At 71.7% G+C, this 12529-nt stretch carries 11 protein-coding genes; all 11 read right to left on the bottom strand.

Translation table 11 applies throughout. The features are described 5' to 3' along the window. Positions 1 to 47 precede the first annotated feature (47 nt). Complete coding sequence (locus ACSMHG_RS11825; RefSeq protein WP_435745145.1) at positions 48 to 407, bottom strand: RNA polymerase-binding protein RbpA; 360 nt, start codon at positions 405 to 407, stop codon at positions 48 to 50. A gap of 32 nt (positions 408 to 439) precedes the next feature. Continuing rightward, on the bottom strand, positions 440 to 676 hold the full coding sequence (gene secG / locus ACSMHG_RS11820; protein ID WP_435745143.1) for a preprotein translocase subunit SecG: 237 nt from the start codon (positions 674 to 676) through the stop codon (positions 440 to 442). A gap of 32 nt (positions 677 to 708) precedes the next feature. Continuing rightward, positions 709 to 1506 carry a triose-phosphate isomerase gene (tpiA, locus tag ACSMHG_RS11815; protein WP_435745141.1) on the bottom strand — a complete coding sequence of 266 codons (798 nt, stop codon included), beginning with the start codon at positions 1504 to 1506 and terminating at the stop codon, positions 709 to 711. A 3-nt stretch (positions 1507 to 1509) separates the two neighbouring features. Continuing rightward, positions 1510 to 2748, bottom strand: coding sequence for a phosphoglycerate kinase (locus tag ACSMHG_RS11810; protein WP_435745139.1), 1239 nt, complete (start codon positions 2746 to 2748; stop codon positions 1510 to 1512). A 2-nt stretch (positions 2749 to 2750) separates the two neighbouring features. Next, a complete protein-coding gene (gap, locus tag ACSMHG_RS11805; protein WP_435745137.1) occupies positions 2751 to 3749 on the bottom strand; it encodes a type I glyceraldehyde-3-phosphate dehydrogenase in 999 nt (332 codons plus the stop codon). A 72-nt stretch (positions 3750 to 3821) separates the two neighbouring features. Further along, a complete protein-coding gene (gene whiA / locus ACSMHG_RS11800; protein ID WP_435745135.1) occupies positions 3822 to 4808 on the bottom strand; it encodes a DNA-binding protein WhiA in 987 nt (328 codons plus the stop codon). A 53-nt stretch (positions 4809 to 4861) separates the two neighbouring features. Further along, entirely contained in the window at positions 4862 to 5839 is a 978-nt protein-coding gene (locus ACSMHG_RS11795) for a gluconeogenesis factor YvcK family protein (protein ID WP_435745133.1), read from the bottom strand. Continuing rightward, positions 5836 to 6708, bottom strand: coding sequence for an RNase adapter RapZ (gene rapZ, locus ACSMHG_RS11790; protein WP_435745131.1), 873 nt, complete (start codon positions 6706 to 6708; stop codon positions 5836 to 5838). The genes ACSMHG_RS11795 and rapZ overlap by 4 nt, the downstream gene beginning before the upstream one ends. Then, a complete protein-coding gene (uvrC, locus tag ACSMHG_RS11785; RefSeq protein WP_435745129.1) occupies positions 6705 to 8744 on the bottom strand; it encodes an excinuclease ABC subunit UvrC in 2040 nt (679 codons plus the stop codon). The genes rapZ and uvrC overlap by 4 nt, the downstream gene beginning before the upstream one ends. Positions 8745 to 8803: 59 nt before the next feature. After that, positions 8804 to 9280 (bottom strand): Rieske (2Fe-2S) protein, encoded by a 477-nt coding sequence (locus ACSMHG_RS11780; protein WP_435745127.1) that lies wholly within the window; start codon positions 9278 to 9280, stop codon positions 8804 to 8806. 50 nt (positions 9281 to 9330) lie between these two features. Next, entirely contained in the window at positions 9331 to 12393 is a 3063-nt protein-coding gene (gene uvrA, locus ACSMHG_RS11775; RefSeq protein WP_435745125.1) for an excinuclease ABC subunit UvrA, read from the bottom strand. Positions 12394 to 12529: the final 136 nt, after the last annotated feature.

Raw genomic sequence — 12529 nt, 5'->3', positions numbered from 1 at the left:
GACCTGGCGCCTGCTTCGCAGTCCTCGCGAGCTCGGACTGCGGGCGCTCAGAAGATCAGGTCGCCGGACTTGCGGCGGGAGCGGAGCAGCTGCAGCGCCTCGTCGAGGATGTCAGCCGCCTCCTGGTCGGAGCGGCGCTCCTTCACGTAGGCCAGGTGGGTCTTGTAGGGCTCGATCTTCGGGGCCGGCGGCGGGTTCTCCGAGTCGAGGCTGGCGGGCAGCCCGCACTTCGGGCAGTCCCAGGACTCCGGGACCGTGGCCTCCACCGAGAACGTCACCACCGAGCGGTGCTCGTGGGAGCAGAAGTAGGTCACCGCCTGGCGCGGCGCGGCCTCACCCCGCTCGGCCTCGCCCATCGGGCCGGCCCCCACCCGGCTGCCTCGAATCGCATTTCCTCCACCAGCCACGTGATGTCCCTTTCTCGGGGTTGTCCGAGGGCCTAGCCCTGGTAGGCCATGATGAGGCCCAGCGCGATGACGGTCGCGAACCAGATGACGCCGATGCCGACCGTGAGCCGGTCGAGGTTCCGCTCGGCGACCGAGGAGCCGCCCAGCGAGCTGGAGACGCCCCCGCCGAACATGTCGGACAGACCACCGCCACGACCCTTGTGCAGCAGCACGAGCAGGATCATGAGGGCGCTCGTGATCATGAGCACGACAGTGAAGAGGAGTTGCACAGTTACCGATCCTACGTCAACGAGTCGGCTGGTCAGAGGACCGGCATGTCGTAGTACCGGCAGACGCCGCTGAACTCCTCGACCTGCAGGCTCGCACCGCCCACCAGGCACCCGTCGACGTCCGGCTGGGCCATGATCCCGGCGACGTTGGCGGCCTTGACGGAGCCGCCGTAGAGCACCCGCACGCCGTCGGCCGCCTCGTCGCCGTGGGAGTCCCGGATGCACGAGCGCAGTGCGCTGCAGACCTCCTGGGCGTCCTCGGGCGTGGCCACCTCACCGGTGCCGATCGCCCACACCGGCTCGTAGGCGACGACCAGGCCGGCCACCTGCTCGGCGGTGAAGCCCGCCAGGGAGCCGGTGACCTGCGTGACGCAGAAGTCGACATGGCCGCGGGCCTGCCGCGTCTCGAGACCTTCGCCCACGCAGACGATGGGCGTCATCCCCGCCTCGTGCGCCTTGTGCGCCTTGGCGTTGACGACCTCGTCGGTCTCCCCGTGGTGCTCACGCCGCTCCGAGTGGCCGACGACGACGTAGGAGCACCCGAGCTTGGCCAGCATCGAGGCGGAGATCTCCCCCGTGTAGGCGCCCGAGTCGTGGGTGGAGACGTCCTGGGCGCCGTACCGCACCTGGAGGCGGTCGCCGTCGACCAGCGTCTGCACCGACCGCAGGTCGGTGAACGGCGGCACGACGACCACCTCGACCTTGGAGAAGTCGTGGCGCTTGTCCGCGAGCGTCCACGCCAGCTTCTGGACCAGCACCACCGCTTCCTGGTGGTTGAGGTTCATCTTCCAGTTGCCCGCCATGAGCGGGGTCCGGGTCTGCTTAGCCATGGGTCAGTCCTCCAGGACCTTGATGCCGGGGAGCTCCTTGCCCTCGAGGTACTCGAGGCTCGCACCGCCCCCGGTCGAGATGTGGCCGAACGACGACTCGTCGAAGCCGAGGGTCCGCACGGCGGCGGCCGAGTCGCCGCCACCGACGACCGTGAGGCCCCCGGAGCCGGAGGCCTCGGTGAGGGCGCGGGCGACGGCGCGGGTGCCCTCGGCGAAGGCCTCCACCTCGAAGACCCCCATCGGGCCGTTCCAGAAGACGGTGCGGGCGCCGGACAGCGCGCCCGCGAACGCGGCGGCGGAGTCGGGGCCGATGTCGAGGCCGAGGCTGTCGGCGGGGATCTCCGCGGCCGGCACGACGCGCGGCGTCGGGGTGGCGTCGCCCCCGGGGAACGCCGTGTCGACCACGACGTCGCTCGGCAGCAGCAGCTCCACCCCCGAGTCCGCGGCGCGTCGGAGGTACTCGCGGCAGGTCTCGACCTGGTCCTCCTCGAGGAGGCTCTTGCCGACCTCGTGGCCCTGGGCCCGGAGGAACGTGAAGACCATGCCGCCGCCGATCAGCAGCTTGTCGGCCTTCCCCAGCAGGTTGTCGATGACCCCGAGCTTGTCCGAGACCTTCGAGCCGCCGAGCACCACGACGTAGGGGCGGGCCGGGTCGACGGTGAGCCGACGGAGCACGTCCACCTCGGCCGCGACGAGCGTGCCCATCGCGTGCGGCAGCCGCTGCGCCACGTCGTAGACCGAGGCCTGCTTGCGGTGCACGACGCCGAACCCGTCGGAGACGAAGACGTCGGCCAGCGCCGCGAGCCGGTCGGCGAACTCGCCGCGCTCGGCGTCGTCCTTGCTGGTCTCCCCCGCGTTGAAGCGGACGTTCTCCAGCACGGCGACCTGCCCGTCCGAGAGCGCCGCGACGGTGTCGCGGGCGGAGTCCCCGACGGTGTCGGTCGCGAAGTCGACCTCCTGCCCGAGCAGCTCGCCGAGCCGCTCGGCCACCGGCGCCAGGGAGTACGCCGGGTCGGGCGCGCCCTTCGGACGGCCGAGGTGGGCGGTGACGACCACCCGGGCACCGGCCTCGGCCAGGGCGCGGATGGTCGGGACGCTCGCACGGATCCGGCCGTCGTCGGTGATCCTCGCCCCGCCGCCAGGAGCAGTGTCGAGCGGCACGTTGAGGTCCGAGCGGACCAGGACGCGCCGGCCGCGGACGCCCTGCTCGACGAGGTCGGCGAGGGTGGTGTGGTCCGCCACGGTCAGAGGGTCTCGCCGATGTAGTCGATGAGGTCCGCGAGGCGGTTGGAGTAGCCCCACTCGTTGTCGTACCAGCCGACGACCTTGACCTGGTTGCCGATGACCTTGGTCAGCGGGGCGTCGAAGATGCAGGACGCCGGGTCGGTCACGATGTCGGAGGAGACCAGCGGGTCGGTCGAGTAGCGCAGGAACCGGCCGTCGGCGGCCTTCTCGACCGCAGCGTTGACCTCCTCGACGCTGGTCTCGCGCCCGGCCTCGAAGGTGAGGTCGGTCGCGGAGCCGGTCGGCACGGGGACCCGCAGCGCGTAGCCGTCGAGCTTGCCCTTGAGCTCGGGGAGCACGAGCCCGATCGCCTTGGCGGCACCGGTGGAGGTGGGGACCACGTTGATCGCGGCGGCGCGGGCGCGGCGCAGGTCCTTGTGGATGTTGTCCTGCAGGTTCTGGTCGGCGGTGTAGGCGTGGACCGTCGTCATCAGGCCCTTGACGATGCCGAGCTCGTCGTTGAGCGCCTTCGCCATGGGCGCCAGGCAGTTGGTGGTGCAGGAGGCGTTGGAGATGACCGTGTGCGCGGAGGGGTCGTACTGCTCGTGGTTGACCCCCATGACCACGGTGACGTCCTCGTTCGAGGCCGGGGCGGAGATGATGACCTTCTTCGCGCCGCCGTTGTCGACGTGGGCGCGCGCCTTGGTGGCGTCGGTGAAGAAGCCGGTGGACTCGACGACGACGTCGACGCCCAGGTCGCCCCACTTCAGGTTCGCCGGGTCGCGCTCGGCGAAGGTCTTGATCACCTGGTCGCCGACCCGGATCTCGTCCTGGGTCGCCGTCACGTCGGCGTCGAGCCGGCCGAGGATCGAGTCGAACTTGAGCAGCGGGGCCAGCGACGTGTTGTCGGTCAGGTCGTTGACGGCGACGATCTCGATGTCGAGACCCGACGCCCGGACGGCGCGGAAGAAGTTGCGGCCGATCCGGCCGAACCCGTTGATGCCTACGCGAACAGTCACTGCGGTTGCTCCTGCTTCCTCATCGGGTGTGCGGTGAGGTCGACCCTACCCAAGCAAGCGACGGTCGGGACCTCAGCCCTCGTCGGCGAGCATGTCGGGTGTCAGCGACGCCTCGGTGTCGGGGATGCCGAGGTCCTCGGCGCGCTTGTCGGCCATGGCCAGCAGGCGGCGGATGCGGCCCGCGATGGCGTCCTTGGTCAGGACCGGGTCGTGGAGCTGGCCCAGCTCCTCGAGCGAGGCCTGCTTGTGCTCGAGGCGGAGGGCGCCGGCCATCTTGAGGTGGTCGGGGACCTCGTCGCCGAGGATCTCCATCGCGCGCTCCACCCGGGCTCCCGCGGCGACCGCGGCACGTGCGGAGCGCCGGAGGTTGGCGTCGTCGAAGTTGGCGAGCCGGTTCGCCGTGGCGCGCACCTCGCGGCGCATCCGGCGCTCCTCCCACGCCATCAGCGACTCGTGCGCGCCCAGGCGGGTCAGCAGCTGGCCGATCGCGTCGCCGTCGCGGATGACCACCCGGTCGACGCCGCGCACCTCGCGCGCCTTCGCCTGGATGCCGAGGCGGCGGGCGACGCCGACCAGGGCCAGCGCGGCCTCAGGCCCAGGACAGGTCACCTCCAGCGAGGAGGAGCGGCCGGGCTCGGTCAGCGACCCGTGCGCCAGGAAGGCCCCACGCCAGGCCGCGACGGCGTCGCACCCGCCACCGGAGACGACCGCGGGCGGGAGGCCCCGGACCGGGCGGCCCCGCTGGTCGAGGAGCCCGGTCTGCCGGGCCAGGGCGTCGCCGTCCTTGGCGATGCGGACCAGGTAGCGGCTGCCCTTCCGGATGCCGTTGCCCTGCACCATCACGACGTCCGACTGGTGGCCGTAGACCTCGGCGATGTCCTTGCGCAGGCGGCGGGCGGCGGCACCGGTGTCGAGCTCCGCCTCGATGACGACCCGCCCGCTCACGAGGTGCAGCCCGCCGGCGAAGCGGAGCATCGAGGCGACCTCGGCCTTCCGGCAGCAGGTCTTCGTGATCTGGGTGCTGGCCAGCTCAGCCTTCACCTGTGCCGTCATCGCCATGGGCGCATCCTCGCACGCCGCCACGGCGCCCGCAGAACCTCGCGCAGCCTCGTTCAGGCGCCGGTGAAGACCCGCTCGTAGGCGGCGGCGAGCTTCCGGGGGTCGTGCCGCGGCGTGCCGTCGTCGGCCGCCACGTCGTCGACGACGAGCCGTGCGCCGTACGCCGCCACGACGTGCTCGAGGTCCGCGAGCCCGTCTGCGACGCTCGCCCGGTCGGCCAGCACCGTGTGGACGACGAGGTCGGGGGCGTGCTCGGCCAGCACGGCGAGGTGGTCGGCGGGACCGAAGCCTCCGGTCTCCCCCGCCTGCTCGGCGAGGTTGAGCACGACGACGACACGGGCGCTGGTGCCGACCAGCGCCTCGCGGAGCGCGGGGACCATCAGGTGCGGGAGCACGGAGGTGAACCAGGAGCCCGGCCCCAGGACCACCCAGTCGGCCGCCTCGACCGCCGCGACCGCCTCCGGGCATGCCGCCGGGTCGGCGGGCTCGAGGCGGATCGAGTCGATCACGCCGTCGGTGGTCGCCACCTCCACCTGCCCCCGCACGGTCGTGGGCGCGTCGGGGTCCCCCGGCACCAGCCCCCGCACCTCGGCGGTGATGTCCATCGGCGTCAACGCCATCGGCAGCACCCGGCCGCGTGCGCCCAGCAGCCGGCCGACCCGGTCGAGCGCGTCCACGTGGTCGCCGAGGAGCTCCCAGAGCCCGACGATCAGCAGGTTTCCGACCACGTGGCCGCGCATCTCGCCGTTCCCCTCGAACCGGTGCTGGAGCAGGTTGGTCCACGTGTCGCCCCACCGGTCCTCGCCGCAGAGCGCGGCCAGGGCCATCCGGAGGTCGCCGGGCGGGAGGACGCCGAACTCCCCGCGGAGCCGACCGGAGGAGCCGCCGTTGTCCGCGACGGTCACGACGGCGGTGAGCTCGTCGAGCACGAGCTCGTCGAGCAGCCGGCGCAGGGCGCTGAGGGACGCGTGCAGCCCGTGGCCGCCGCCGAGCGCGACCACCGACTGGGCCCGGTCGCCGGTCCCGCTCACTCGCGGCCCAGGTCCCGGTGGACCGGCTGGGCGTCGTACCCGCGAGCGCGCAGGCGGCGGACCACCTCCTCGGTCATCGCGACGCTGCGGTGCTTGCCGCCGGTGCAGCCGATCGCCACCCGCATGAAGCGCTTGCCCTCGCGCAGGTAACCCTCGGCCACGCCCGCCAGGACCGGGACGTAGCCGTCGAGGAACTCCGAGGCGCCCGCCCTGCTCAGGACGTACTCCGCGACCTCGGTGTCCCGGCCGGTGCCCGGCCTGAGGTCGGGGATCCAGTGCGGGTTGGGCAGGAAGCGCATGTCGGCCACGAAGTCGGCGTCGATCGGGATGCCGTACTTGAAGCCGAAGCTGATGACGTTGACGCTGAGCCGGACCTTGTCGGCCTTGCCGAACGCCCCGGCGATCGCCCGGGTCAGCTGGTGGACGTTGAGCCCCGTGGTGTCGATGACCAGGTCGGCGTCGCCCCGGAGGTCGGCCAGGACCTTGCGCTCGCGCTGCAGCCCGTCGAGCAGCCGGCCACCCCCCTGCAGCGGGTGCGGTCGGCGGGCCGCCTCCTGGCGGCGGACCAGCACCTCGTCGGTGGCGTCGAGGAAGAGCAGCGTGGCGCGACGCCCGATCCCCCCGCGGGCCAGGTTGGCCTGGAGGGTCTGGAAGAACGAGCCCGACCGCACGTCGACGACCACCGCGATCGACTGACCCGGGCCGGCACTCTCGTCGACGAGGCGGACCACGTCCCGCAGCAGGCCCGGCGGCAGGTTGTCGACGACGTAGAAGCCGAGGTCCTCCAGCTCCTTCGCGGCGGTGCTGCGGCCGGCACCGGTCATGCCGGTGACGACCACGAGCTCTCCGGGGGGCGTCTGCTCGGTCACTCCGTCTCCTCGATGATCTCGCCGGTCGCGGTGTTGACCGTCATGGTTGCGCCCGTGCCGCGGCCTCCGGACGAGGAGGTGGTGACCGCCTCCTTGATCGACGCCGCCGTGCGGGCGCCGATCCCCGGGACCGTCGCTATCTCCTCCACCGTCGCCTCGCGCAGCTTCTTCAGGCTTCCGAAGTGCTTCATGAGCGTCTTGCGTCGCACTTCCCCGAGCCCCGGCACGTCGTCGAGGACGCTCTCGACCATGGACTTCGACCTCCGCGACCGGTGGTGGTTGATGGCGAACCGGTGCGCCTCGTCGCGGAGCCGCTGCAGCAGGTACAGGCCCTCCGAGGAACGGGCCAGGATGACGGGGTCGGCCTGCCCGGGCACCCAGACCTCCTCGAGGCGCTTGGCCAGTCCGCAGACCGGGATGTCGTCGATCCCGAGCTCGTCCAGGGCCTGCTGGGCGGCGGCCACCTGCGGCGGGCCGCCGTCGACCACGACGAGGCCGGGCGCGTAGGCGAACTTGCGCGGGCGCCCGGTCTCGGGGTCGACCAGCATCGGGCCGCTGGCCGGGTCCGCCGGGTCGCCCGGCCGCGTCTCGCTGCGGGCCTGCTCGTCGAGGAGGCGGCGGAACCGGCGGGTGATGACCTCGTGCATCGACGCGACGTCGTTCTGCCCCTCGACGCCTCGGATGACGAACCGGCGGTACTCCGACTTGCGTGCGAGACCGTCCTCGAAGACGACCATGGAGGCCACCACCTCCGTGCCCTGCAGGTTGGAGACGTCGTAGCACTCGATGCGCAGGGGGACGTCCTCCAGCTCGAGCGCCTGCTGGATCTCCTCCAACGCCCGGTTCCGGGTGGTGAGGTCACTGGCCCGCTTGGTCTTGTGCAGGGCGAGCGCCTGGCCGGCGTTGCGGGCCACGGTCTCCTGCAGCGTCTTCTTGTCCCCGCGCTGGGGCACCCGGATCGCGACCCTGCTCCCGCGGAGGTCGGAGAGGAGCTCCTCGAAGACGTCCGCGTCCGGCGGGAGCGCGGGCACCAGGATCTCGCGCGGCACCGACTCGGCGCCCTGGTCGCGGTCGGTGCCGGCGTAGAGCTGGAGCAGGAAGTCCTGCACCAGCTCGGGGGTGTCCCCCTCGTCGACCCGATCGGCTACCCAGCCCCGCTGCCCCCGGATCCGGCCGCCGCGGACGTAGAAGATCTGGACGGCAACCTCGAGCGGGTCCTCGGCGAGCGCGATGACGTCGGCGTCCGCGCCGTCACCGAGCACCACGGCCTGCTTCTCCAGCGCACGCTGCATCGCGCCGAGGTCGTCGCGGAGCCGTGCGGCCTTCTCGAAGTCCATGGCGTCGGAGGCGGCGTACATCTCCTTCTCGATGCGCCGCATGAAGGGCCGGGTCTGGCCGGCCATGAAGTCGCAGAAGTCCTCGACGATCGCCCGGTGCTCGTCGGCGGAGACGTTCCCGACGCACGGCCCGGAGCACTTGTCGATGTAGCCCAGCAGGCAGGGGCGGCCGATCTGGGCGGACCGCTTGAACACGCCGTTGCTGCACGACCGCATCGGGAAGACCCGCAGCAGGACGTCGACCGTCTCGCGGATGGCCCAGGCGTGGCTGTACGGACCGAAGTACCGGGTGCCCTTCTTCTTGGCCCCCCGGCCGACCATCACCCGGGGGAACTCCTCGCCGACCGTGACCGCCAGCCACGGGTAGGACTTGTCGTCGCGGTACTTGACGTTGAACCGCGGGTCGTACTCCTTGATCCAGGAGTACTCCAGCTGCAGCGCCTCGACCTCGGTGTTGACGACGGTCCACTCCACGCTCGCCGCGGTCGTGACCATGGAGGCGGTCCGCTGGTGGAGGTTGCCGATGTCCTGGAAGTACGACGACAACCGGGCGCGCAGGTTCTTCGCCTTGCCGACGTAGATCACGCGGCCGCGGCCGTCGCGGAAGCGGTAGACGCCCGGCTGGGTGGGGATCGATCCCGGCTCGGGACGGTAGGACAACGGCCCGCGGGTGGTACGTCGGTCTCCGGCGGCAGGCACCCCGCAAGCCTACGTTCCACCGCCGACAGCTCCGGCGCCGGAAGGAGGGGCCGGAGGCGTCAGGACAGGAACAGCTGCCCGTCGGCCACCCGCACCGGCCGCTCCGCGAGCGCGGTGGTGGCGGGGCCGCCCTGGGGCGACCCGTCGGTGATCGCGAAGATGCTGTTGTGGCACGGGCAGACGATGCCCTCGTCGGAGACCTCGATCACCGTGCATCCCTGGTGGGTGCAGATGGCGGAGAACGCCTTGAACTCCCCCTCCGACGGCTGGGTGATCACGACCTCCTCGTCGGGGTAGACGGCGCCGCCACCGACCTCGATGTCGGACGCGGGCGCGAAGGCCTCGGCGCCGGGTGCGCCGTCGCTCGAGGCGCTGCCGGACGCGGTCGGCGTGTCGGTCGTCGGGTCCGGGTCGACGGCCGTCGAGGGCTCGCTGTCGCCACCGCAAGCGGCGAGCACCGGGAGGCCGATGCCGACACCGGCGATCCCGGTCAGGGCACGGCGTCGGGAGAGGTCGGGAGCGGGCTGCTGGGTCACGGAGGCGTCCTCACGGCAGGGAGCTGGTTGAACGGGACACTAGGGGAACCTCAGGCGGTCCGTCGGGCGGCCGCCTTCTTCGCCGCCGCGGATCCCTTCCGGGCGGCCGCGGCGGCCTTCTTCGCCGCGGCGCGCTCCGCAGCCGCGTCGGCCTTCGCCTTCGCGGCCGCGTCGCGGCGCCCGAGCGGCGCCGACGAGGCCGGCGCCTTCCCGGTCGGCTGGCGCGCCTCCTTGCCCTCCAGCAGCGGGGCCAGGAACCGGCCCGTGTGGCTCTCGGGGTTGGCGGCCACCTGCTCGGGGGTGCCCTCGGCGACGACGACGCCACCGCGGGAGCCGCCCTCCGGCCCCATGTCGACCAGCCAGTCGGCCGTCTTGATGACGTCGAGGTTGTGCTCGATCACCAAGACGCTGTTCCCCTGGTCGACCAGGCGCCCGAGGACGAGCAGCAGCTTGCGGATGTCCTCGAAGTGCAGCCCCGTCGTCGGCTCGTCGAGGACGTAGAGCGTGCGACCGGCGGACCGCTTCTGCAGCTCCGCGGCGAGCTTCACCCGCTGCGCCTCACCGCCGGACAGCGTGGTCGCGGGCTGGCCGAGCCGGACGTAGCCGAGGCCGACCTCGACGAGGGTCTTGAGGTGCCGGTTGATCGCCGGGACCGCCGCGAAGAAGTCGACCGCCTCCTCGATCGGCATGTCGAGGACCTCGGCGATGGTCTTGCCCTTGTAGTGCACCTCCAGCGTCTCCCGGTTGTAGCGGGCGCCGTGGCAGACCTCGCACGGGACGTAGACGTCGGGGAGGAAGTTCATCTCGATCTTGATGGTGCCGTCGCCCGCGCACGCCTCGCAGCGGCCGCCCTTGACGTTGAAGGAGAACCGCCCCTGGAGGTAGCCCCGCATCTTCGCCTCGGGGGTCTGCGCGAACAGCTTGCGCACGTGGTCGAAGACCCCGGTGTAGGTCGCCGGGTTCGACCGGGGGGTGCGACCGATCGGCGACTGGTCGACGTGGATGACCTTGTCGACGTGCTCCAACCCGGTGATCTTGCGGTGCCGTCCCGGCACCGTCCGTGCCCGGTACAGGTGCTTGGCCAGCGAGGTGTAGAGGATGTCGTTGACCAGCGTGGACTTGCCGGAGCCCGACACCCCGGTCACCGCGACGAAGAGACCGAGCGGGAAGGTGACGTCGACGTCGCGCAGGTTGTGCTCGCGCGCACCCACGACCGTCAGCTCGCGCCCGACGGTCCGCGGCCGCCGCACCTCCGGGACGGGGATCTCCCGGCGTCCCGAGAGGTACTGGCCGGTGATGGAGTCGGGGTGTGCGTAGAGGTCCTCGACCGTCCCGCTGTGCACGACCTGGCCGCCGTGCTCGCCGGCCCCCGGGCCGATGTCGACGATCCAGTCCGCCACCTTGATGGTGTCCTCGTCGTGCTCGACGACGATCAGCGTGTTGCCCAGCTCCTTGAGCCGCACCAGGGTCTCGATCAGCCGCTGGTTGTCCCGCTGGTGCAGGCCGATGGAGGGCTCGTCCAGCACGTAGAGCACGCCGACGAGACCGGCGCCGATCTGCGTCGCCAGCCGGATCCGCTGGGCCTCGCCGCCCGACAGGGAGCCGGACGGACGGTCGAGCGAGAGGTAGTCGAGGCCGACGTCGAGGAGGAACCGGAGCCGCTCGTGGATCTCCTTGAGCACCTGCTCGGCGATCTGGCGCTCGCGGGCCGTCAGGTCGAGGTCGGCGAGGAACTCCGCGGTCTCGTTGATCGGCATCGCGCACACCTCGGCGATGTTCTTGCCACCGCCCCGCGGACCCAGCGTCACGGCCATCGACACCGGCTTGAGCCGGCTGCCGCGGCAGGCCGGGCACGGGACCTCGCGCATGAAGCCCTCGAACCGCTCCCGGCTGGTGTCGGACTCGGCCTCACGGTGGCGGCGCTCGACGTAGGTGCGCACCCCCTCGAACTCGGCGTAGTAGGCACGCTCGCGCCCGTAGCGGTTCCGCGTGACGACGTGGACCTTGGTGGAGTGCCCGTCGAGCAGCGACCGCTGCGCCTTCGCGGAGAGCTCCTGCCAGGGTGTGTTGAGGTCGAAGCCGAGCTCCTTGCCGAGCGCGCCCATCAGCCGCAGGAAGTAGTCGGCCACGTGCGCCTGGCTCCACGGCTGGATCGCACCCTCGCCGAGGGTCGCGCCCGGGTCGGGGACGACCAGCTCGGGGTCGACCTCCATCCGCGTGCCGAGCCCGTGGCACTTCGGGCAGGCGCCGAAGGGCGAGTTGAACGAGAACGAGCGCGGCTCGAGCTCGTCGGTGTCGATCGGGTGGTCGTTCGGGCACGACATCTTCTCGCTGAACCGCAGCTCGCGCTCCGGGTCGGCCTCGCCCGACTCCAACGGCGGAGTGTCGACGAAGTCGAGGACCACGAGGCCGCTGGCGAGGTTGAGCGCCGTCTCGACCGAGTCGGTCAGGCGGCGCTTCGCCGACTCCTTCACGGCGAGCCGGTCGACGACCACCTCGATGGTGTGCTTCTTCTGCTTCTCCAGCTTGGGGCCGTCGGAGAGCAGCGCGTCGAGCGTGTGGATCTCGCCGTTCACGCGCGCGCGGCTGAAGCCCTGGGCCTGCAGCTGGCGGAAGAGCTCGAGGTACTCGCCCTTGCGGCCCCGGACCACCGGCGCGAGCACCTGGAAGCGACGGCCCTCCTCCAGCGTCAGCACCCGGTCGACGATCTGCTGGGGGGTCTGCCGCTCGATCGGTGCGCCGCAGGTCGGGCAGTGCGGCCGTCCCGCGCGGGCGTAGAGCAGCCGGAGGTAGTCGTAGACCTCCGTGATCGTGCCGACCGTCGATCGCGGGTTCTTCGAGGTCGACTTCTGGTCGATCGACACCGCGGGCGAGAGCCCCTCGATGAAGTCGACGTCGGGCTTGTCCATCTGGCCGAGGAACTGCCGCGCGTACGCCGAGAGCGACTCGACGTACCGACGCTGACCCTCGGCGAAGATGGTGTCGAAGGCCAGCGACGACTTCCCCGAGCCGGATAGCCCGGTGAAGACGATGAGGGAGTCGCGCGGCAGGTCGAGGGAGACGTCCTTGAGGTTGTGCTCCCGGGCGCCCCGGATGATCAGCTGGTCGGCCACAGTGCTTCCTCGAGTCGGTGGTGCGGGCGTTCGGCCGCGCGGGCGTTCGAACGTGCGTTCGTCATGGTAGCGGCTCAACGGGCACGCCGGCGTCTGGACGACGACGCGGCTGGCGGTGCGGCCGGTGACCGGCTTT

Origin of the sequence: Nocardioides ureilyticus (genome assembly GCF_051280745.1) — a bacterium.
In the GTDB taxonomy this organism is placed as follows: Bacteria; Actinomycetota; Actinomycetes; order Propionibacteriales; family Nocardioidaceae; genus Nocardioides.
Note: the sequence above shows the minus strand (reverse complement) of the source record. Positions and strands in the feature narration are given on the sequence as shown.